Here is a 23,040-nt window from a genome sequence, read left to right as displayed (position 1 = left end):
AGGGGGAATTCGTGCCATTTAATGAAGGGTGTCTATGTGTTTTGTTAATGCTCTTGTTAGTGTTTAATACGGGACAACAGTTCAGCTACTTCTGCAACAACCATTTCTGGTTCGTCATTTTGCGGATAGTGATAACTTTTATTTGTTAAGACTGCTTTGCCCTGTGGAAAGGTATTTACCCAGTTCGAGTGCAATTGTCCCCACATATCGCGAGCTTGATCAGTGAAAAATAGAAGTGGGGGATCTGCAAATTTTTTTGTTGAGACTATTACAGTTACTGGGATATCTGGAATTTGAGGGTAATTTGGTAATGGACGTTTTGACCAAAAATCTAAATAATTATTAGACATACCATTTGCAAGATCATCTAGCTTTACTTGGGCGATTTCTTTTTCAGCTAACTCTAGATCAATTTTACGCATTATATCGACATCATGCTCTGAAGCTGGCTCTATCAGCATTAAGGCTGATACTTTTTCAGGGTACGTTGACGCAAAACGCCTTGCGATATATGCCCCGTAAGAATGAGCTACGTAAACTACTGGTTGATCTATTTCTAAAGCATCAAGAAGCAAAGATGCTTCTTCGGCATATTCTTCGGAAGTGTAATTCTTTTTAATTTTCTCAGAACCACCATTCCCAATTCTTGAATAGCGAATAACTTTGGTTTTTTGAGCTAGAGTTTCAAAGACGGGATTCCAATCAGATAACCCAGCAGAACCTCCAGCTTCGAGGAAAACTATCCGCTTCCCGCTTCCTTTAATTTCATATTCAACATCGTAGCCTTTTACTTTCACTAAATTTATTTCAGCTTCAGCACTAAAAGCAACCAAAAGTACTAAAAATAACCATCCAGGTTTCACGTACATTCCTTAAACACAAAAAATACTAAGCCAGCCATAGTTAATCAATAACATAACGACCTCTATAACACACTACAATGCACGAGTGACCTTTCGTTTGATACAAAACAATGTTTGGCATGCTGCTAGTGGATTTTTCGCTAAAGCAGCGCTTTATAAGGCAAAAATGGCGAGTTTGAAGCGCGTGCTGTTAACTCTGTTCCTTGACTGAGTTTGACTGTGCCATTAATCATGTGTGTCTATGTTTGCAGGAGGCTCATATGTGTTAGGGGTAATTACTATCTTAAACAACCAAGCCAATAATAAAGCCATTAAAATAGCAAAATAATCAATTAAATACCCTTGACCATTTGAGAAGTTACCCACTGGAAAAGACACCGATATGGGAGCAATATGCGGAATTAAGCTATCATGCCCAACAGAGCGAAAAGCTTGAAAAATAAATAAAACCATTGAAACAAAAATAGCAATACGGTTTTTTATTAAAGTACCGTACGCGCCATAAGCGGGTATTAAAACACAAATAACAAAGAAAAATAGCAAATTAATCATATCCTCAAAACCTGAGAATATTATCACTCCAAAACCAATAGTTGCGTATAAAGCGAGAATTGAGCTAGCAACTTTGAATTTCAGGTTTCCCCTAGACATAATGATTCCCCACTAAAAGATGTTGCTCTCCAATTAAACGTGGGATAGCTGAAAGCCAGAGCCATAATAGTTTTGTTAAAGATGCTAAACCGGAGCTGAGCATAAATAGACATAACATACTTTTAATTGGCCTTGATACATTGTTTCAATTACCTGTAGTCGCTGCAAAGGGTTAGACACGCGTAAGTTTTTGGTATTGGTGCTTTCAATATAAAAGCACCATGACTTGGTGAATACTCTAGTTTATTTAGCTAATGCTTTGACCAGCGGCAAACTGCAGCGCAATTAACTTGGTACTTTATCTAGCACCACGTCGTTGCCAATGGCGTACAAGGCGTCGGTAAGTTTATCTGCATGTTCAGGGTTCTTAAGGCCGACGTTAAAGTCTGCTCTGAACAGGGCAATACCGGAATGGCTGGCACTTTCATAGCGGGTGCTCATGTGTTCAATGTTAATGCCAAGTGCACTAATTTTATTTGATATTTCGTGCACGAGTCCGGGGCGGTCGTAGGCGACAAGTGAATAACTGAGATGAGTGTCTTTGTCTATTGGGGCGCTAGTTTTTGCGAAAGTGAGCGACACTCCCTCTAAACATTCGAGGGTTTCAAGTAACGGTTCCCAATGTGCGGCGGGGACTTCTAACAACATGATTGCCGCAAATATGCCATCGATATGGCGCAGCTCAGAATCTAACCAATTACCGCCGTGTCGGCTTACTGCGTGAGCTATTTGTTCAACTAGCCCTTCACGGTCAGATGCTTGTAACGTAACTAGATACCTTAACATATTGATATAACCTCATTAGTTAATAAGTTTGCCACTGTAACACTAGTGTCATTTTCGCGTCATATAATGCACCACATTAAAATATGTCAGTGTAGTGCGTACTTGATAACCCTACAGTTACCACAGTCGCTGATACAATCCCAGTTTATTTTTACTGGCTTTATAATAATCGAGGTTCTTAATGGAAACTCAGGTATCTCAGCCTGGACCTGCAGCAAAAAACCTATTGATAAACAATGGTACTTCGCGCAGAGCAATCAAGGATAAAGCAGCCCAAATCGGTGTCACAATTGGTGGCACTATGGTGTTTGTGGCGTTGTTATTGATCTTCTTTTATCTACTTTATGTCATTAAGCCTTTATTCGATAGCGCTGAGGTGTTACCGGTTGCCAGTGTGCAGTATCACGACTCTCAGCCTGCGTTAATGGTGGGTAGCGATGAGCAAAACGAAGTTATGTATCGCGTATCGCAACAGGGTAAAGTGGACTTTTATGATACTCAAACGTCGCAACGTTTACGCACTGAACAAATTAATACTCCAGCCGATGCGCATGTTGTTAGCAGCGCCGCGTCGGTACCGAGTGAGCAGCGCTTTGCGTTAGGTTTAAGCAACGGGCAAGTGATTGTCGCGGGTATTGAATTTGGCGTTACCTACCCAGATAACAACCGCGTTATTACCCCTAAACTACGTTTTCCTAATGGCAGTGTGCCTTTTACTGTTGATGAACAAGGGCATGCGATTAACCATTTAGCCTTTGATTACAGCAGCGATAAAATGAGCTTTGTTTATCAAGACGATAACCAAGTGTGGCGCATATCTCGTCAAGAAGGCGAAGAGAACATGATGACCGAAGAGGTCGAGTGGGTGTCTTACACAGGTATTATTCCTGATGCACCAATGCATGTTCAGCAGCAGCTATTAACACCAGACCAACGCCAATTAATTTTAAGTTCTGGCAACAAGCTATTTGTGTACGATATTCGTGACGCTGAGGAAGTTAGCCTTAAGCAAGTACTTGAGCTTGGCCGCGCATCAGCTAACGTGAGCAACGTAAGCTTGCTGGCTGGAGCAAGTTCGTTACTGGTCAGTTACGACACTGGTTTAGTGCAGCAGTATTTTCAGGTTAACGGTGAGCAGGGGCGTCAATATCAAGAGATCCGTCAGTTCGAGAATGAGCCTGGCATTAAGAGTGTAGCGTCTGAATTTTACCGTAAAAGTTTTGTCACAATTACTGAAGGCGGCAATGTAAGCCTGCTGTATACCACAAGTGAACGTGAACTGTTTTCAGACAACTTTGACCTTAAAAATCCTGGTACGGTTGGCTTTGGTCCACGCTCAAATGCACTGATTGTAGAAGCTGACGGCAAGCTTAATATGTTTAGCGTGTCGAACACGCACCCTGAGGTGTCGTGGAGCGCAATGTGGAGCGCGGTTTGGTACGAAGGCTACCCAGAACCTAAATATGTGTGGCAATCAACGTCGGGCTCTGATGACTTTGAAGCTAAATTAAGCTTAATGCCGTTAGCATTTGGTACCATGAAAGCGGCATTTTACGCCATGCTATTTGCTACGCCGTTAGCGATTGCCGGTGCCGTTTACACTGCTTACTTTATGTCCCCAAAAGTGCGCGCGTTTGTTAAACCTACTATTGAGATAATGGAAGCGCTACCTACGGTTATTTTAGGTTTCTTAGCTGGGCTTTGGTTGGCTCCGCTAATAGAAAATAATTTGCCTGGTATTTTAACCTTATTAATACTGCTGCCGGCTTCGGTGCTGTCGACAGCTTTTGCTTGGCATAAATTGCCTGCCAATTGGAAGCAGCGCCTACCAGAGACCTACCAAGAGCTGATGTTAGTTCCAGTGGTTATGTTTATTGGCTGGTTCTCGTTTGCCGTTAGCCCTGCCATTGAGTTAGCGTTTTTTGGTGGCGACTCACGCATGTACATTACCAACGAATTGGGTATTACTTTTGACCAACGTAACGCGTTAGTCGTAGGTATTGCCATGGGCTTTGCGGTTATTCCGACTATTTTCTCAATTGCAGAAGATGCCGTGTTCTCTGTTCCGCGTCATTTATCAAACGGGAGTTTGGCGCTCGGTGCTACCACATGGCAGACCTTAACCCGCGTAGTATTGCTAACCGCTAGCCCTGGTATTTTCTCGGCGGTGATGATGGGACTTGGTCGTGCAGTAGGTGAAACCATGATTGTGTTAATGGCTACAGGTAACACGGCAATTATGGAGTGGAGCGTGTTTGAAGGTATGCGAACTCTTGCAGCAAATATTGCGGTTGAAATGCCTGAGTCGGCAATTGGTAGCTCACATTACCGAGTGTTGTTCCTCGCCGCATTTGTACTGTTTATCTTTACGTTCTTGTTCAACACCATCGCAGAAGTTGTCAGACAACGACTACGTGAACGTTATAGCTCATTGTAAGGGCAGATTTTATGGATGTTTTGATGATTAAAAATAAGATGTTATTAAACACGATTTCGCTTGTTGCCGTACGAGGTTTAGCTAATGGGTAAGTGGTTTAAGTCTGGCTCTCCATGGATTTGGATGACCAGTGGCGCAGTAAGCGTATGTTTAATCGCGGTGCTAGGGCTGCTTCTGCTCATCGCATGGCGTGGTTTGAGTTACTTTTGGCCTGCTGATATTTATCAGTGGGAGATTAAAGACGAACATAATCAACGCTCAGTCATTATCGGCGAAATATACGATAGAGAAGAAGTGCCTGTTGAGCGTTTATTGTCGGCCGGTCACACTTTTGATGCCGATGTCGGCGACACAGTAACCCGTTACTTGATTAAAACCGGTAACCGCGAATTTGTGAATTTAGATTTTCGCTGGGTAATGGAAACCAATATTATTTCGCGCTCAAAGCCTAATGACATTGCGGTGATTGAGCGTAGTAAAAATGGTGATTTTTATGGGTATCCGGTAGGCCTTATTGAAGATGGTGAGCGTTTATCGCCAGACAATATTGAAACTGCTTTTGCTGAACATATTGAACGTGCCGTAGCGTTAAACGATGAAGCTCTTGCACTTCAAAAAGGCGTGATTGGAACCATTAACTATGAGTTAGAAAACTTAAGGTTAGAGGCTCGCGCTTATGAGTTAGATAATGAACTAACACCAAGCCGTAAAGCTGACATTGAAGCGCAACGTGCCAAGCTTAATGCTGAATACCAACTGGTAGAAAAGGAATTCTTTGCCCTTAAAGCACAAGCGGGGCGTGACTATGTGATTATTCGCGACATGCGCGGCGAAGAAGTCACGCTTAAGCTCGATACGATTTTAGACGTCACCTACGCTAACCGTCTTGGTACCTTGGGTAAAATTGGCCATTGGTTTATTGGGATCGGTAAGTTTGTTAGTGATGACCCACGTGAAGCTAATACCGAGGGTGGGGTGTTTCCAGCTATTTTCGGCACCGTGTTCATGGTGATGTTGATGGCGGTAATTGTGACGCCATTTGGGGTTATCGCGGCTATTTATCTACATGAATATGCTAAAAAAGGCCCAATTACTAAAATGATCCGCATCGCGGTTATTAACTTAGCCGGTGTGCCGTCTATTGTTTACGGTGTGTTTGGCCTAGGCTTTTTTGTTTACATGTTTGGTGGTTCAATCGATCAACTGTTTTACCCTGAAGCTTTACCTGCGCCAACGTTTGGTTCGCCAGGGGTGATTTGGTCAGCACTGACCTTAGCGATTTTAACTTTACCTGTGGTCATTGTATCGACAGAAGAAGGCCTAAGCCGAATTCCAATTTCAGTGCGCCAAGGTAGTTTGGCACTGGGTGCCACCAAGGCTGAAACGCTATGGCGGATCATTATTCCAATGGCTAGCCCAGCGATTATGACCGGACTTATCTTGGCTGTAGCACGTGCTGCAGGTGAGGTGGCACCGCTGATGTTGGTGGGTGTGGTTAAACTGGCACCGACGCTGCCGGTCGACTTGAACTTCCCATTTGTACATTTAGAACGCAAGTTCATGCATTTAGGTTTCCACATCTACGATGTTGGTTTCCAAAGCCCTAACGTAGAAGCTGCACGCCCTCTGGTATACGCGACTTCTTTCCTTTTGGTCTCGGTGATCGTGGCGTTAAACTTAACCGCCATTGGTGTTCGAAACCACTTACGCGAAAAATATCGTTCGCTTGAGCATTAATTGACGATTATCCTAAGTGATAGGAAATAAAATGATTTCAATAGATCAATCGGTAAAGACCAACGACATGTTAGACCTAGAAAACTTAAGTAAAGCAGACACGGCGCTAGAGATCCGTAACCTTGACCTAAAATATGGCGATAAGCAGGCACTGTTTGATGTGTCGATGCATATCCCTAAAAAGAAGGTTACGGCATTTATTGGCCCAAGTGGTTGTGGTAAGTCAACACTGCTGCGCTGTATTAACCGGATGAATGATCTGGTAGACGATTGTCATATTGGCGGTGAAATTTTGCTGCATGGCCAAAATATTTATGACAAAAAAGTCGATGTTGCAGCCTTGCGCCGTAACGTGGGTATGGTGTTTCAACGCCCGAACCCATTTCCAAAATCAATTTACGAAAATGTGGTTTACGGCCTTCGCCTGCAAGGGGTGAATAACCGCCGAGATCTAGACGAAGCAGCGGAACGTTCATTACGCGGCGCGGCAATTTGGGATGAAGTAAAAGACCGACTCCATGACAATGCCTTTGGCTTGTCTGGTGGTCAGCAGCAACGTTTGGTTATTGCCCGCGCCATTGCAATTGAACCAGAAGTGCTGCTACTCGATGAACCGACATCGGCACTGGATCCTATTTCAACGTTAACGATTGAAGAGTTGATCACTGAGCTTAAATCAAAATACACCGTCGTTATTGTGACGCATAATATGCAGCAGGCTGCTCGCGTGTCGGATCAAACGGCCTTTATGTATATGGGCGAGTTGGTTGAATACGCCAATACCAATACTATTTTTACCACACCACGTAAGAAGAAAACCGAAGATTACATTACGGGTCGTTACGGTTAATTTGGGCTGACAGAGGTTTAATGGCAATGGAAAACATGAATTTAAATAAACATATCTCGGGTCAGTTTAATGCCGAACTTGAAGATATCCGTAATCGAGTATTGATTATGGGGGGCTTAGTTGAGCGTCAGCTAGAGCAGTCGCTTGATGCATTAGCCGCGCTGGATTCTGAGCTGGCTCAAAAAGTCATTGAAGGTGACCACAAAGTTAATGGTATGGAAGTCGGTATTGATGAAGAATGTACCCGCATCATTGCCAAGCGCCAACCTGCAGCTAGTGACTTACGCTTAGTATTAGCAATTTCAAAAACCATTAGCGACCTTGAGCGCATTGGTGATGCCTGCGTAAAAATTGCTAACGCGGCGCTTGATAAGCGCTCTAAAAACCAGCAACCATTGTTGGTAAGCATTGAGAATATGGGGCGTCATGCTACCCGTAACTTACATGCCACACTCGATGCTTTTGCTCGTATGGATGCCGACATTGCTCTGGCGTTGCATAAAGAAGACACCAAGCTAGATAAAGAGTATGAAGGCATTATTCGTCAATTAATGACCTACATGATGGCTGATCCGCGCTCGATTCCTGAAGTATTAGACGTACTGTGGGCGGCGCGTGCGGTTGAACGTGTTGGCGACCGTTGTCAAAATATTTGTGAGTACATTATTTACTATGTTAAAGGTAAAGATGTTCGCCATATCTCTTATGAAGAGATGGAAAAAGATCTCCTTTAATTAATAGGCTAGTAGTGGGTTAGCAATTTGCCCTTTGGCGGTGAACGCAGCATAGTCTGTGTTCATCGCAATTAGCTATTTTGTCATTATTTTTAAGATCACATTTAAGCATTTTCCAAGCATTCTCAGTTGATAAATTTATCGCAAGATATACCCCTCCATTCGCTTCAATGATAGAATCGCAATTAATTTAGTATTCAATCAAGATGAGAGCAACTCCATGTCAGTAGCAGGGCAAAGTAAATTAGATAAAGTGTTAGCAGAAGCGCGGGAATACAAGGCTAAACGCGAAACCGGCTACCGTGAACAGGCGCTTAAGCTATATCCTTGGGTTTGTGGTCGTTGTACTCGTGAGTTTAATAATGCCAACTTGCGTGAGCTAACAGTACATCACCGTGATCACAACCATGACAATAACCCATCAGATGGCTCTAACTGGGAACTGCTATGTTTGTATTGTCACGACAACGAACATTCAAAATTTGAAGAGCTGATCCAATACGGTGCCACCACTGAGGCGAAAGTTGAAGCTGCAACGTATAACCCGTTTGCTGATCTAAAAAGCATGCTAAAAAAATAGGTGTTTTAATTAGTAGCGTCTATTGTTCGATAAAGCCGCTGTTAGCGGCTTTTTCACTATTACTAGTTTGGCTAGGCAAATAATGCTGCAAGTTCGGGCGCGATAACGCAGAGGCTAACAATACGGTTGATAAGTCGTTAGCCGCATTCACGATTACACAAATTGACTTACCCCTTAACGACTGCCCTAAACACAAGACGTACCGATTATGCCGCAAAACAACAGCCAAGCATCACTTTTTACTATTGAATTTAAACAGTTAGATACATTGCTCAATGCCAGCCGGCAACTTTGGCAAAATCGCAGCTTTGAATGCAAACAGCTGCCGTGGGCAGACAGTTTTCCGGCATTAGCGCACTACGTTTGGTCAATCCCCGACGCAGACATTGATGCTATTGACGCCTGCCAGGTAAGGCTTAACCAGAGTTTGTTACCCTTTTTACAGCAAGATTTATCGACGCAGGGGTTAACGTGGAACATGGAGCTGTTTATCGCTAATTTGAGCCCCGTTACCAGCTCAGTGCAGGCTAAAGCAATAATGCCAGCACCATTGATTGATAGCGACGATATGGCGCACTTTAGTGCACATATTAAAGGGCGTAAATGGCAACAAATTACAGCGTTTGTTGCGCAGCTGCCCGACAGTACATTGCCGGTTTTAGAATGGTGCGCTGGCAAAGGGCATTTAGGGCGCTTAATCGCTAAAGCTAAACAGCGCAGCGTAGTCAGCTTAGAGTGGCAGCAAAGCCTGTGCGACGCTGGGCAGCGTTTTGCCGACCAATGGCAGTTACCGCAACGTTTTGTGTGCGCCGATGCATTTGCTGGGCAAAACGGCCAACTACAAGCCAAGCAACTGGCTGTAGCGCTACATGCCTGTGGTGACTTACATGTAACCTTACTGCGCCATGCTAGTGATAAAGGCACCAAGCAGGTGGTGATATCGCCGTGTTGTTATCACCTCATTCAAGCAAAACACTATCAACCGCTGTCTGCTGAGGCTCAAATGAGTCCGCTTATGTTGTCGCGGGCTGATCTGCAGTTACCATTACAGCAAAGCACCATAGCCAGTACAAAACACAATCAATATCGCTTGCAAGAAATGGCCTGGCGTTTAGGCTTTGATAGCTTACAGCGAGACATGCGCGGCGAAGACCAATATTTACCTATTCCGTCGATAAAACAAAGTCAACTCAATGGTGCATTTGACTCGTTTTGCCTATGGGCGGCAGGCACTAAAAATGTGCCGCTGGCAAGCGATGTTGATTGGGCTCATTATGAAAACCTGGGTTACGAGCGACAGCGACTGACGCGACGCATTGATCTGGTTGCGCATTTATTTCGCGCTATACTAGAGCGTTGGTTGTTACTTGACCGGGTTTGTTTTATGCAAGAAGCGGGTTATCAAGTTGAGTTGAGCGAATTTTGTGCAAACAGTGTGACCCCTCGAAATGCGCTGATCCGAGCGTTTAAATAAAAAAGCTCACGGCACTAATAATTAATAATTGCGTAACAATCTGTTTATTAAGTTGTAATTATTTTTTTAGTGCTAAAATTGGTTCCCAAAACGCTGTTATTGACATATAAAAGCAAAGGCTTAAAGCGCTCATTTATGATGTTTTTTATTGAATAATCAGGCTTTTCTTGCTCAAATGGCTGGTTAATAATACATAATTTTCTATATTGGTCGAAAGTAGGCCACTCTAGTGAGCGAATAAATTAAGTTTCATGAAATATTCCCGCGTTTTTATCAATAGTATGGCCTACGAGTTAGCGCCTGAAGTGGTTTCAACTTCAGAACTTGAGTCTCGGTTAGCGCCATTATACAAAAAGTTTCACATCCCTATGGGGCAACTTGCTGCATTAACCGGGATCCATGAAAGACGCTGGTGGCCTAAAGGGCATCGTTTGTCGGACGGTGCTCTCGCCGCGGCGCAAAAAGCGATTGCAGAAACCGATGTTGAAATTAGCGATTTAGGTGCCGTAGTGTATACCGGTGTGTGTCGTGACCAACATGAACCCGCTACAGCGTGCCGTATTGCGGCCGAGTTGGGGGTGTCAGAAAACACCGCTATTTACGATATTAGTAACGCGTGTTTAGGCGTGTTGTCCGGTATTCTCGATATTGCTAACCGTATCGAATTAGGCCAAATTAAAGCAGGCTTGGTGGTTTCGTGTGAATCAGCACGCCACATTGTTGATATTACTATCGACAAAATGCTAGCCGAACCAACCATGCCAAATTTTGCTCAGTCACTAGCTACGCTTACCGGTGGCTCTGGCGCAGTTGCAGTGTTGTTGACCGACGGTAGCCTCAACTTAAAAGGGGCGCGTGAACATCAATTACTGGGTGCCAGCCACTTGTCTGCACCGCAGCATAACGACTTATGCCAATGGGGGCTTGAAGAAGCTGGCCCACAATTGTACCGCGAATACATGCGCACCAATGGCGTTGCCTTACTGAAAGAAGGCGTTGAGTTGGCTCGCCATACTTGGAGCCACTTTTTAGCGCAGCGCAGTTGGTTAGGGGAGCAAGTTGATAAAGTTATTTGTCATCAAGTGGGATCATCTAACCGCCGTAGTGTGCTGAATGCTTTAAATATTCCAGAAGAAAAAGAGTTCCCTACTTATGAATTGCTGGGCAACATGGGCACCGTTTCGCTGCCGGTAACTGCTGCGATTGCGCATGACCAAGGTTTTTTGAAAAGCGGTGACCAAGTCAGCTTTTTAGGCATAGGTAGTGGGTTAAATTGCATGATGTTAGGCCTGAAATGGTAACGCCTTAAGCCAGTGGTTTCTCCGCTGGCTAATTATATCTACGGTTACCCGTCAAAAGCTCAAAATAAAAATTATAGGACGCGTCATGTTAGACACTCTGCACCCTTTTAAACGTAATTATTTAGACCGAAACGGCAACAAGTTACAGTATGTAAACGAAGGTTCTGGCGACCCTGTGGTCATGGTACATGGTAACCCCAGTTGGTCGTTTTATTACCGGCATTTGATTAGCGCGTTAAGCGGTAAGCACCAATGTATTGTGCCAGATCATATTGGCTGTGGTTTATCGGATAAACCCAACGATAGCGGTTACGATTACACGCTAAAAAGCCGTATAGATGACCTTGAAGCCTTGCTTGAACACCTTGATGTTACCGACAATATCACTCTGGTTGTCCATGATTGGGGCGGGATGATTGGTATGGGCTATGCGGCGCGTTACCCTGAGCGCATTAAACGTTTGGTTATTTTAAACACCAGTGCGTTTCATTTACCAAAAAGTAAGCCGTTTCCGTGGGCATTATCTATTTGCCGTAATACGATGTTAGGTACTTTCTTAGTGCGTGGCTTTAATGCTTTTTCATCGGCGGCGTCATATGTTGGCGTTAAACGTAAACCTATGCATAAAGATATTCGCAAAGCTTATGTCGCCCCGTTTAACTCGTGGGACAACCGCATATCAACATTGCGTTTTGTGCAGGATATTCCGCTAAAAGCGGGTGACCGAAATTATCAGATGGTGTCAGACATTGCCGCCAGTTTAGACCAGTTTACCAAGGTGCCGACCGTGATTTGTTGGGGCCTTAAAGACTTTGTATTTGATAAGCACTTTTTAGATGAATGGAAACTAAGAATGCCGCATGCCACTGTGCACGAGTTTGCCGATTGTGGTCACTACATTTTAGAAGATGCCAGCGATGAAGTGATTAACCACATTGAAACGTTTATTGCGGCAAACAGTATCGATGCCACCACAGAAACCATGGCGTAATGCGCATGAGTAACCCGGTTGAAGCTCAACAAGGTAATGCTAACCTTTGTCGTCACCTTGTTGAGGCTGCTAACACCATCCCTGATCACCTTGCTGCTGCCGTTCAACACTCAGCCGGAAGGTCGATTGACGGTTTAAGCTATGAAGAGATGGACTTTCAAACGCTTAATCGTAAAAGTGACCACATTGCAGCAGCGCTGATACATTTTGGGCTGACACCGGGCATGAAAGCGGTGTTGATGGTTACCCCCAGTATCGACTTTTTCTGTTTGACGTTCGGGTTATTTAAAGCCGGTATCGTGCCTATTTTGGTTGATCCGGGCATGGGTGTTAAAAATCTCAAACAGTGCTTTATTGAAGCCAAGCCCGATGTGTTTATTGGGATCCCCAAGGCACATATTGCCCGCCGCTTGTTTGGTTGGGGCAAGCGCAGCGTCAAGCATTTGATCACCGTTGGCGGTGGGCGCTTGATTAACACTGTTACTGGCGCTTATAGCCTCGATGACATTGTGAATAACTCAAGAGTTGACCCACAACCATTTGCAATGCAATTGCTTAATGAAGACGCAATGGCGGCGATATTGTTCACCAGTGGCAGTACTGGTACTCCTAAAGGTGTGGTGTATTCTCATAAAATGTTTGAAGCGCAAATTAGCGCGTTAAAGCTAGATTATGGCATTAAACCGGGGGAACGTGATTTAGCCACGTTTCCGCTATTTTCGTTATTTGGCCCCGCGCTAGGCATGGCATCTATTGTGCCAGACATGGATGCCAGCAAACCCATTACGGCTAACCCCGATTTTATCTTTGCGGCGATAGAAAAATACCAATGTAGCAATATGTTTATTAACCCTGCATTGATAGAACGCCTCGGTGATGCTGGTAGCCCTGTAAATCATAAAATTCCCAGCATTAAGCGCGTCATTTCCGCGGGTGCGCCTGCAACGATCGGCTCAATTAAGCGTTTTAGCACTATGCTCAACAGCGATGTTGAAGTGCTTAACTCTTACGGCGCGACAGAAGCTTTACCGTTGAGCAAAATTGGCAGTCAGTCACTGTTTAATACGACTGATGTGACAGACCATGGTGGGGGCATATGTGTAGGAGATGCAATTGAAGGGGTTGTTATCGCGATTATTGATATAGACGAAAACCCTATCTCACAATGGCATGAAGCGCTCAAACTGCCCGCTAACCAGATTGGCGAAATCGTGGTGAAAGGATCTATGGTCAGCCGCAGTTATTACCAAAGAGACACCGCAACACGTGCTGCTAAAATGACTGATGGCGTTGCGACGCGGCATCGTATGGGAGATTTAGGCTACCTTGATGACGCCGGGTTGCTATGGATGTGCGGCCGTAAAGCGCACCGAGTTGATGCCATCACCGCAGCAGGCTCTATGCAACGTTATTACTCTATTCCCACAGAGCGTATTTTTAACACTCACCCAGAAGTTAAGCGCAGTGCGCTGGTGGGAGTTGTGGTAGCGGGCCGGTTAACGCCTTTGGTGTGTATCGAGCTTGATACCACCATAGCGTGCTCCAAAACCAATGTGTTATATCAACAGTTATGTACCTTGGCAGAGCAGCATAGCCAGACTCAGGGGATTATCCGCTTTTTAATCCACCCTAATTTTCCGGTTGATATTCGCCATAACGCCAAAATATTTAGAGAAAAACTGGCCATTTGGGCTCAGAAACAGATCAAGGAATAATTGACGGTGCCACACACTCACGCATCACCCCCTGCAATAACGGACTTTGCTCTTGTTGAGCAAACGGCGCTCACAGCGCTAAAACAGCGTGTATCACATGCTTTTGTCACTGGCGCGGGTGGCTTTTTAGGTAAAGCTATTTGTGAGCGATTAATGGCGGCGGGGATTAACGTGACCGGATTTGCCCGAGGCGACTACCCAGAGTTGTCGGCAATGGGGGTTAATATGGTTAAAGGTGATTTAGCCAATGAAACCTGCGTGACCAGCGCCATGCAAGGCTGCGATATTGTATTTCATGTTGCCTCAAAAGCCGGTGTTTGGGGCAGTAAACAAAGCTATTATTCGCCTAATGTTGACGGGGCGAAGTACATTATTAACGCTTGCAAAAAAGCCAATATTAGCCAGCTTATTTATACCAGTACCCCGAGTGTTACGTTTACTGGCCTTGATGAAAATGGCTGCGATGAGTCAGCGCCTTACGCGGCGCAGTACCTTAATTATTATGGCGAGTCTAAAGCGCTTGCTGAGCAAATGATGCTAGCAGCCAACGGCGATAACACCGCTAACGGACAAGTGTTACAGACGGTGTCGCTGCGACCACATTTAATTTGGGGACCGGGCGACCCGCATTTGGTGCCACGGGTTCTTGAACGAGCAAAAGCTGGCCGGTTAAAACTGGTGGGTAAGCGTGACAAATTAGTCGATACCATTTATGTAGGTAATGCGGCGTTTGCGCATATTCTTGCCGCTGAGCGGTTATGTGCCGCTCACGCACAAGGCTTGCAAGCCTTATGCGCTGGTAAGGCTTATTACCTAAGTAATGACGAGCCAATAACGATGGCACAAATGCTAAATAAAATATTAGCCTGCCAGGCGTTGCCGAAAGTCAGTAAACGCGTCCCAACTTCACTCGCCTATAGTGTTGGGGTGATACTGGAGTCGATTTATACCCTCTTGGGTAAATCAGAAGAGCCAATAATGACCCGTTTTGTGGCTAGACAGTTATCGACAAGCCATTATTTTGACATTAGCGCTGCAAAACGCGATTTAGGTTACAGTGCAGTGGTAAGTATTGATGAAGGTATGCAGCGACTTAAAGAATCGTTAAATTGATTTTGAACGCTTAGCGTTTTACTTATTGCGCAATATCCCTGAATCATTGAGGTTTTAGCGCAACTAACAACTTAACCAAGGATAGGTATGATGCATGAAGCCAGTTGTCATTGCGGTCAGTTGTCGTTATCGGTTACGGGTAAGCCAGTGCGAGTGTCGGTATGTCATTGCACTGCTTGCCAAAAACGTACCGGTAGTGCATTTGGGGTTCAAGCCCGCTATTTGTTAAACCAAGTCTGCTTTAATGGCATAAGTCATCGTTACCAACGCGTGGGTGATGAAGGCGCGACTATCACCTTTCAGTTTTGCCGATGACGCCTTACATCAATCATTGCTACCTAGCCCGAGTGTGGCGGTATATCAAAGCCGTTGCCATGACTGGGTCAAACTCGAAGGCATTAATGAAGTGTATGATTAACATGTAAAAGTCATTTAAAATAATTATTGATTACTTGTCTGAATAGGGTGTTAACCGCGGTGTTTACATACACCAACAGCTCCCAAAGCGTAACGATAAGGGTGAAATATGAAACGACTCAAAACAAAACTGATGTTTATTTTCGCAACATCAATATTAACCATATCGCCGTTATGGGCGAGTGAAAATCCCTTTATAGGCAGTTGGGAGCTAGTCTCTGGTAAGTACCTTGATGGTAAAGGGCAGTGGGTGCATTACAGTGATTTAAAGCTCAGTGCAATTAAAGTGATTTCGGCCCACAATTTTAGTTTTACCACCATGAAGAATATCGGTACCGCCTCAGAACCTGTTAATGAATTTTGGGCTGCAGGTAGCGGCCCGTATATCTTCTCTGATACCGAGTATACTGAATTCCCTCAACTTAACTCATTTGGGGTGGTGGACAATAAGTCGTTTTCTTATCGCTACGTTATTCATGGCTCGCAGTGGCAAACTATGCGGGTGGAAAATGGTGAGCTAAAAGAGCAAGAGTTGTGGCACAAAATAGATTAATGAGCGTTTACGTAACCCAATAAATACAACCGACTTGGAGCAATAGTGATGACAAAAAAAGCAGAACGAGACATTGAAAAAGGCTACTCCAATGCTGAGTTTGCGGCCAAACTAAGGCGTTTAGCGGATTCGTTAGAGTCGGGGGATAAATTTGAAATCCAAATTGCGGGTGAACGAGTGTATGTGCCAGTACGAGCGCAATACACCGTTGAACATGAACGTAGTGATGACGAAGAAGAGATTGAGTTTCAAATTAAATGGTCGTTAAAGTAAGGCTTTTTGCCTAAAATGACACGGTATAGAGGCTCTATATCGTGTCATTAATTCAAGCTAAGCGACTAAATTTTCAGCCTAAACTGAGTCATAAACATCTTGTCTGCATTAAATACTCTCGCCAAAACCAAAGTAAGCAATGGTTTCTGAGTCCGAGTTAAAAATAACATCCACTTTAATATTAAGACGTTCAAAAGGTAAAATGCTATAGCGGTAACCCACGCCTATAGCGCTTAACCAATCGCTGTCTCTAAAGTCTTCGGTGTTGCCCGTTAATTGCTCACCGTAACTTTTACCTGCACTGCCAATTAACACCACTGCGGATTTATCAAAGTATTCGTTACCGGTATCAGTAAATTTATGGCGGTATTCGACTTCAAGGTTCACCATATTCGAGGCAATATAATCGCCAACGGCAAAGCCACGTTGTACTTCTCGGCCTTGTCGGCCATAAGTGGTAAACGCAGCAGAAGGGGCGTTGTCGGCATCGATTAAGTAACGGCCCACCACCTTGGTTGCAATAATATGGTTGGGGTTGTCATTGATGCTGTAAAAATAGCGGTAATCGGTGAAAATTGAAGAATAAGTACTGTCGTCATCATTGCCGAGCCATTCGGTATGGTCTTCGTATCGCAAGATCCAGCTAAAGCCATTATGCGGATAGTAGAAGTGTTCTCGAGTGTCCCATTGCATTAATAAGCGGTAACCAGTGTCATTTTGATAATCTGACTCATACCCAACATCGGTTAAGCCGTCTTGCTCTTCAGGGTTGTCTGCTGTGTAACGGGTAGAGGTAAAAATAGCGCCGACACCTAAGTAAAAATCCTCCATCACCTTAAACATAAAGTCAGCGGTAAAATCTTTCATTTCTCTATTGCTGTCAATGCCGCTCAATTGCATATTAGTGCTGGTAAATCCGGTTTCAAATGAAGCCCTGAAGGTATCTTCAAATAAAATAAGATCCCCTGATACTTTAGCCACATAGCTGTCATTGTTGGTGTAAATCAACGGCAAGGCAATGGTTGATGCGTCAGACACAAGATCATTATCGTCGGGATAAAAAGCATAAATAGGAATCACACTCACGCCCGCTTTAATGGTGGGGTCATAGAAAGGCAGTGCAATGGTTCTGTATTTATTGGTGCGGTCACTCACGGCCTCTGCTGAAGCTTCTGGCGCTACAGTGCTCTCAGATATGGGCTTTGCATCACTGGCCAATACCGTAATAGGGCTCATAGCGACAAAGCAGGCCAATAACCCCATATCAGATAATTTCATATAAATCCTTATATTTTATGTGCTGCATTGAATGTGAGATTAATTGGCACCATCAAATTAAAGCCGCGCTGGTGTCAGTTGCTCCCTAAAACCATTACCTATAAATGTAGTATATTAAGTGGCGAACATAATGATTTATTTATGTTTACTAAGGGCGGATAAATAAGAGGTACGATCAGCGATTTGTGGTTAACTGTTAATTAGGCAAGCTGACCTGTATTTGACTTGGAATATAGAAGTATTGTTGGTATTTAGCTGGTGGCAATAGCTTGTTAGGCTGGTAGAGCCACAATCGCCACCATGGTAGGTGGCGATTGTGGCTTTGAGTTGGGCCTTATCGTTAACGCCAATACAAATCGCGCAGATAAAACCCTTTGACTATAAGTTACAGGCCTATGTGGTATTGCTGCACGGTTGATTGCTTAACCAAACTGTTAAGCGTACTGATAGCTGCTGTTCGGCCGCTGAGTAGCTGCTCAAATTGCTTAATCAGTGCAACCTTGTCAGGCGATGGCTTGTCACCGGCACCTATATTGGTTAAATCAATCATAAAGTTATCAAATTGATGGGCGAGATCGGCAATGATCTCGGTATTTAAAAACTGATGTTGATTATAAATACTCGGGTAACCTGCTTGTTGTTTGTCGATAGCAAACTCATCACCTTTTAAGTTGGTGATGGTGGTCGATTTATCACAAGACAACATACAACCATTATCAATACGAGGTTTATCACAACCGACACTTTGCTGGAAAAAACATTGTCTGCTTGCCATTAATAAAATCGGGTGATAAATGCTGTAGAGCATTTTAAAATTGGCGGGACGAGCAATCTGCTTTATTTGTTGCTTGTTGATTTCATTAGAAATAAAAGCGCCATAACAATCAAAATTTTGCTGCATTGCTTGCAATGCATAAGAGTTGGTGGTGTTTAAAAACGGCCCCGCAATCCATTTAATACCCAGTTCATAAGCGCGGTGGGCGACGCCAGTATTATTGGTGACTATGAGCGCAGGTTTTGCCTGTTCTAAAATCGAGATGGCGACATCAAAATCTTTACCAATTAAAACCGGTGGGAACCATGGAATTAGGCGTGGGTTTTGCGTGAAAAAGTCAACATATTGGGTGCAGCCACGCTTATAGGCGTCGGGTAATTTAAAGTAAATGTCGGCATCTGTGCTATCAGCTAGCGTAATGTCGGCTGCATCAGCAATTAAAATAGATAGCTTTGGGGCTACATTGTCAGGTTTTGGGTAATTGACCGGCTTTGGCAGCTCAACCACTGGCAATGTAGGCCGACCATGGTTGAGTTGCAATAACACGTGTTTTTTTAGCTCGGTAAGTTCTTTAAATGGAATGCTCAGGCCTGATGGTAAGTCATTAGTTACGATGGGCTTAAGGTTAAACTCGGCATTGTTTAAACTCTTAAAGCGTTTTTCAATTGCGCTATTATCAATACTCGCATCATCACTTTGGGTTAGCAGGCTGCGCGAGTGCACACTAAAGGTTTTATCGACCAGCTGAGTTTGACCAACAACAAAATCTTGGGTGCTAACCGTGATAGTTAAAGGTTGGCCGAGCTGGCCTGTGACCACTAATGTGAGTGGCAGTTTTTCAATACCTAAATGCTGTATTTTGTCGTCAACCGATGCTTGAATTTGGCTTTTTTCTTGCTGTAAGGCTTGCTCTGCATCATGGATTTGCACTACAGAAATCGACTGACTCCCGTTTTGAGTCAGTTTATCTTTAAGGTAGTTTTTGGAGTTATCGCGAGGGTTGTCGATAAACATCGACTGATTTAAATCGCCTTTTAAAAAGGCATTGGTGAGGTCGCGGTTAAACACTTTATAGAGACGTTCACCATCTTCAAGCAATTCTCCGGTCGCTAAATAACCATCAATTTGTTTACGAAAACTGTCTATTACTGTGTGCACATAGCTGGCGCCTTTTATACGCCCTTCAACTTTAAACGAATGCACCCCAGCCTCGATTAAAGCGGGCAGGTCGAAAAACGCCGAGTTGTCTTTAATGTTGAGCGGAAAATTATTGCCTGATTCGGTGGTTTCATATTCTTCACGACAAGCTTGGCTGCAGCGGCCACGGTTACCAGAGTTACCAGCCGTTGCAGAGGTCGAATAACAAAGCCCAGAAAACGCTATACACAATGAACCATGAACAAATACTTCGGTGGTAAGCCCATGCTCACGACCGGAGGCTGTAATTGCGGTTATTTCGCGCAAATTAAGCTCTCTTGATAGGTTAACTCTTGCTGCACCGAGTTTTTTCAAAAAGGGCAGTTGACCCGCATTATGGGTGGTTAACTGAGTTGAGGCATGCACCGCTAACGTAGGAAAGTGTTGAGTAATTAATTGGAACATTCCAATATCTTGTACGATTACGCCGTCTAATGTGGTGTTAACTAACTTACTTAATAGCTTCGCGAGTGTTTTAAATTCATTTTCTAAAATCACAATATTGAGGGTAAGAAAAATTTCACATTGATACTGGTGTGCTAAACGTATTATCCCAACCAATTCTTCAAACGAAATATTAGCGGCACGGTTACGCGCATTAAAGGTGTCTAAGCCACAATAAACGGCGTCAGCTCCGGCAATAATTGCCGCTTTAATGGCATTAACATCGCCACCGGGTGCTAATAATTCAATCTTTTGATCCATGGTTGCAACTTGTTGTTAGAAATTTAGAGGCGATGTTACCCGTATATTTTGTGAATGAAAATCGTTAAAGTGAATTATTCGTATTTGCTAATTGAGCTAATCGGGCAACAATGAACAAAATCATGGTATTACCTATACTTTACTCGTTAAGAAATTGTCCTTATGCAATTAGGGCAAGATTGGCCATTTATGCGTCGGGCCAACAGGTGCAATTACGCGATATTGTATTGAGCAACAAGCCTGCTGATATGCTTCGAGCATCACCTAAAGGTACGGTGCCAGTATTGTTGACGACAGATGATGTGGTTATCGATCAAAGCTTAGCAATTATGCGCTGGGCATTTTGTCAAAGCGATCCCAATGATTACCTCAATAAAGCCCAGCCTATGGCTGTCGATAAGATGTTGGCGGTTATTGCTTTGTTTGATAATGAGTTTAAAGGGTATTTAGAAAAGTATCGTAGCTCAAAGCGTTATCATGAACCCTCACTGGTTGACGACCGGCGACAATGTGAGCGCTATCTAACTGATTTAGAACAACGTCTTAGCTTACACCGCTATTTAATGTCGGATAAGCCGAGCCTAGTTGACTTAGCCCTTATGCCGTATATTCGGCAGTTTGCCCGAGTCGAGCGGCAATGGTATTTGCAGTCACCTTACCCTAGGTTGCGTCAATGGTTGGACGGATATTTACAAAGCCGTATGTTTAGTAAAGTGATGGCGCAGCACCCATTGTGGCAAGACAACGCAAAGGTCGTTATTTTTGGCTCTGATGACAGTCGTGATAGATAAATTTATCCATATGGTTAAGTTGTAACTCAATCCAGATAACTTTTAGGTTGTATCAGTTTGGCGAGATCAGTGACTGTATTGGAGCTGAAATTCCACTTGCAAAGATATTGGCTTTGCACTGTTACTGCTTCGGCAGTAAAGCTACGGTACAGTTAGCGCTGAGCGCCTCGCGCTTACAGCAATCGTGTTTACAGCTGCTTATTGGTGCTAGGCTCTTATGTGTCTAAGCCTCAGCAAAACTGCTTGCTGGCAAAGTCGATATGCATGCTGATATAGCCACCTCGTCTTAGCCATTGGTAGATTTAATCAAATATCCTCGCTCGATATTCCCATAGCCGCGTTCAAATATGCTTTATCGCTGGGGCTCACTGGCGCTGGTGGCGAGCAATGTCTCAAGGCTTGGTTAACAAAATAGTGAAAACAGAAAAAAGTAGCTTAGGATAAGCTAATATTGGTGAGGCAGCTAATCTGAAATTAACATCGTGAAAATACCGCTTTCTCTATCTATGCTTGTTAATGATTTACAGCTGTGTGGTTTTAGTATTACCGACGATGCGATAAGCAGATATTAGCAACAGCTTGGCGACTAAGGACAGTTAGCATGAACAAAAATCTATTAATATTGATAACGATATTAATCAGTTATTCTAGCGCAGTTTTGGCAGCTCCGGACGTCTTAAAAGTGTACTTTGATGCTGACAGAACCGGTCATATTGAATCCGCATTATCGATAGAACAAGGCGTTAAAGTCGCATTTGCACAGGCCGACAATCAACTCAATGGGGTTGATGTTGAATTTGTGACACTGGATCATCGCGGCAATGTTGGTCGCAGTAAAAAAAACATGCAGCGCTTTATTAATGATAACAATGCCATTGTATTTGTTGCAGGTTTTCACTCGCCGCCATTAATTAAATATCGCGAATTTATTAATGAATCTAAGCTTCTCACACTGGTTCCGTGGGCTGCGGGTGGCCCAATTACTCGATACCCTTCAAAAGACAATTATGTTTTTCGCCTTTCAGTCGATGACCAAAAAGTAGGTGAACATTTGGTTGATTTTGCTATTGAGCAACAATGCAAAAAACCGCATATGTTGCTTGAAAATACGGGTTGGGGAAAGTCGAATCACCGCAGTATAAAGGCTGCATTGGCAAGCAACGCTATCGAGGGCGTGAGTGAAACCTGGTTTTCGTGGGGGATCAACGCCGCTCAAGCACGTTTATTATTTGAAACAGCCAAGCAAGATAACATCGATTGCATCTTCATGGTGGCGGGGGCGCGCGAGGGCGCATTGATTGTTAATGCGGTCGCTGATTTAGATTTAGGCATTTCGGTGATTGGCCATTGGGGGATCACCGGAGGCAACTTTGCACAACAAGTGCCTTTTGAAACCCGCAACAAAGCAAAATTACATTTTGTTCAATCATGTTTTAATTTTTATAGCTCTGCTGAAAATGAATTTAATAAGCAGGTTTTTAATGACGCGAAAGCTTTGTTCCCTGAGCAGTTTATCGATACCAATATTAAAGCGCCAGCAGGTTTTGTGCATGGCTATGATCTGGCAAAAATATTGATTAGTTCAGCCAGCAATGTGACCTTTACTGACGATATAGTTCAAAACCGTACCGCCATAAAACAGGCATTAGAGTCGCTATCCCAGCCCGTTAATGGGTTGATTAAAAGCTATAAAAAACCATTTAGTGAATTTTCCCAGAACGCTCCCGACGCCCATGAAGCATTAGGTGTTAATGATTTATGTATGGGGGTATATGATAATATGAACGCCGTTAAGCTCATTGAAAAACAGTAGTGAGGG

General features: G+C 43.8%; 20 protein-coding genes. 15 read left to right on the top strand and 5 right to left on the bottom strand.

Features of this window, described 5'->3' with window-relative positions; all coding sequences use genetic code 11:
* Nucleotides 1–56 precede the first annotated feature (56 nt).
* The 3 genes from RGE70_RS12460 to RGE70_RS12450 form a co-directional block, all read right to left on the bottom strand.
* Nucleotides 57–863, bottom strand: a complete 807-nt coding sequence (locus RGE70_RS12460) for an alpha/beta fold hydrolase (RefSeq protein WP_310471771.1) — start codon at nucleotides 861–863, stop codon at nucleotides 57–59.
* A gap of 225 nt (nucleotides 864–1,088) precedes the next feature.
* Nucleotides 1,089–1,514 carry a hypothetical protein gene (locus tag RGE70_RS12455; protein ID WP_310471770.1) on the bottom strand — a complete coding sequence of 142 codons (426 nt, stop codon included), beginning with the start codon at nucleotides 1,512–1,514 and terminating at the stop codon, nucleotides 1,089–1,091.
* A 285-nt stretch (nucleotides 1,515–1,799) separates the two neighbouring features.
* Nucleotides 1,800–2,300, bottom strand: coding sequence for a glycine cleavage system transcriptional repressor (locus RGE70_RS12450; protein WP_310471769.1), 501 nt, complete (start codon nucleotides 2,298–2,300; stop codon nucleotides 1,800–1,802).
* Nucleotides 2,301–2,481: 181 nt separating this feature from the next.
* On the opposite strand from RGE70_RS12450, the gene RGE70_RS12445 reads away from it, so the two are divergent.
* From RGE70_RS12445 to RGE70_RS12385, 13 genes are all read left to right on the top strand, one after another.
* Complete coding sequence (locus RGE70_RS12445) at nucleotides 2,482–4,737, top strand: ABC transporter permease subunit (RefSeq protein ID WP_310471768.1); 2,256 nt, start codon at nucleotides 2,482–2,484, stop codon at nucleotides 4,735–4,737.
* An 84-nt stretch (nucleotides 4,738–4,821) separates the two neighbouring features.
* Nucleotides 4,822–6,474, top strand: a complete 1,653-nt coding sequence (gene pstA / locus RGE70_RS12440) for a phosphate ABC transporter permease PstA (RefSeq protein ID WP_310471767.1) — start codon at nucleotides 4,822–4,824, stop codon at nucleotides 6,472–6,474.
* A gap of 31 nt (nucleotides 6,475–6,505) precedes the next feature.
* Nucleotides 6,506–7,324, top strand: coding sequence for a phosphate ABC transporter ATP-binding protein PstB (gene pstB, locus RGE70_RS12435; protein WP_310471766.1), 819 nt, complete (start codon nucleotides 6,506–6,508; stop codon nucleotides 7,322–7,324).
* 26 nt (nucleotides 7,325–7,350) lie between these two features.
* Nucleotides 7,351–8,058, top strand: coding sequence for a phosphate signaling complex protein PhoU (gene phoU / locus RGE70_RS12430; RefSeq protein WP_310471765.1), 708 nt, complete (start codon nucleotides 7,351–7,353; stop codon nucleotides 8,056–8,058).
* Between the two features lie 220 nt (nucleotides 8,059–8,278).
* Nucleotides 8,279–8,638, top strand: coding sequence for a YajD family HNH nuclease (locus tag RGE70_RS12425; protein WP_310471764.1), 360 nt, complete (start codon nucleotides 8,279–8,281; stop codon nucleotides 8,636–8,638).
* Nucleotides 8,639–8,846: 208 nt separating this feature from the next.
* Nucleotides 8,847–10,112, top strand: a complete 1,266-nt coding sequence (locus RGE70_RS12420; protein ID WP_310471763.1) for a methyltransferase — start codon at nucleotides 8,847–8,849, stop codon at nucleotides 10,110–10,112.
* 251 nt (nucleotides 10,113–10,363) lie between these two features.
* The gene (locus RGE70_RS12415; protein ID WP_310471762.1) at nucleotides 10,364–11,413 is read left to right on the top strand and encodes a 3-oxoacyl-ACP synthase III; all 1,050 of its coding nucleotides are present in this window, start codon (nucleotides 10,364–10,366) and stop codon (nucleotides 11,411–11,413) included.
* 85 nt (nucleotides 11,414–11,498) lie between these two features.
* A complete protein-coding gene (locus RGE70_RS12410; RefSeq protein WP_310471761.1) occupies nucleotides 11,499–12,404 on the top strand; it encodes an alpha/beta fold hydrolase in 906 nt (301 codons plus the stop codon).
* Nucleotides 12,405–12,409: 5 nt separating this feature from the next.
* The gene (gene oleC / locus RGE70_RS12405) at nucleotides 12,410–14,119 is read left to right on the top strand and encodes an olefin beta-lactone synthetase (protein ID WP_310471760.1); all 1,710 of its coding nucleotides are present in this window, start codon (nucleotides 12,410–12,412) and stop codon (nucleotides 14,117–14,119) included.
* 6 nt (nucleotides 14,120–14,125) lie between these two features.
* Nucleotides 14,126–15,232, top strand: a complete 1,107-nt coding sequence (gene oleD / locus RGE70_RS12400) for a 2-alkyl-3-oxoalkanoate reductase (RefSeq protein ID WP_375087854.1) — start codon at nucleotides 14,126–14,128, stop codon at nucleotides 15,230–15,232.
* 87 nt (nucleotides 15,233–15,319) lie between these two features.
* On the top strand, nucleotides 15,320–15,547 hold the full coding sequence (locus RGE70_RS12395; RefSeq protein WP_310471758.1) for a GFA family protein: 228 nt from the start codon (nucleotides 15,320–15,322) through the stop codon (nucleotides 15,545–15,547).
* A gap of 211 nt (nucleotides 15,548–15,758) precedes the next feature.
* Nucleotides 15,759–16,202: a hypothetical protein gene (locus RGE70_RS12390; RefSeq protein WP_310471757.1), complete on the top strand. Its 444-nt coding sequence runs from the start codon at nucleotides 15,759–15,761 to the stop codon at nucleotides 16,200–16,202.
* A gap of 48 nt (nucleotides 16,203–16,250) precedes the next feature.
* Complete coding sequence (locus RGE70_RS12385) at nucleotides 16,251–16,475, top strand: amphi-Trp domain-containing protein (RefSeq protein WP_310471756.1); 225 nt, start codon at nucleotides 16,251–16,253, stop codon at nucleotides 16,473–16,475.
* 108 nt (nucleotides 16,476–16,583) lie between these two features.
* On the opposite strand, the gene RGE70_RS12380 is transcribed toward RGE70_RS12385, so the two are convergent.
* On the bottom strand, nucleotides 16,584–17,753 hold the full coding sequence (locus RGE70_RS12380) for a BamA/TamA family outer membrane protein (protein ID WP_310471755.1): 1,170 nt from the start codon (nucleotides 17,751–17,753) through the stop codon (nucleotides 16,584–16,586).
* A gap of 385 nt (nucleotides 17,754–18,138) precedes the next feature.
* Nucleotides 18,139–20,430: a peptidase U32 family protein gene (locus tag RGE70_RS12375; protein WP_310471754.1), complete on the bottom strand. Its 2,292-nt coding sequence runs from the start codon at nucleotides 20,428–20,430 to the stop codon at nucleotides 18,139–18,141.
* A gap of 122 nt (nucleotides 20,431–20,552) precedes the next feature.
* Here RGE70_RS12375 and RGE70_RS12370 point away from each other — a divergent pair, with 122 nt between their 5' ends.
* Nucleotides 20,553–21,221: a glutathione S-transferase gene (locus tag RGE70_RS12370; RefSeq protein WP_310471753.1), complete on the top strand. Its 669-nt coding sequence runs from the start codon at nucleotides 20,553–20,555 to the stop codon at nucleotides 21,219–21,221.
* A gap of 601 nt (nucleotides 21,222–21,822) precedes the next feature.
* Nucleotides 21,823–23,034, top strand: coding sequence for an ABC transporter substrate-binding protein (locus RGE70_RS12365; RefSeq protein ID WP_310471752.1), 1,212 nt, complete (start codon nucleotides 21,823–21,825; stop codon nucleotides 23,032–23,034).
* The last annotated feature ends 6 nt before the right edge of the window (nucleotides 23,035–23,040 follow it).

The organism is Shewanella youngdeokensis, from assembly GCF_033180165.1.
In the GTDB taxonomy this organism is placed as follows: domain Bacteria; phylum Pseudomonadota; class Gammaproteobacteria; order Enterobacterales; family Shewanellaceae; genus Shewanella; species Shewanella youngdeokensis.
Note: the sequence above shows the minus strand (reverse complement) of the source record. Positions and strands in the feature narration are given on the sequence as shown.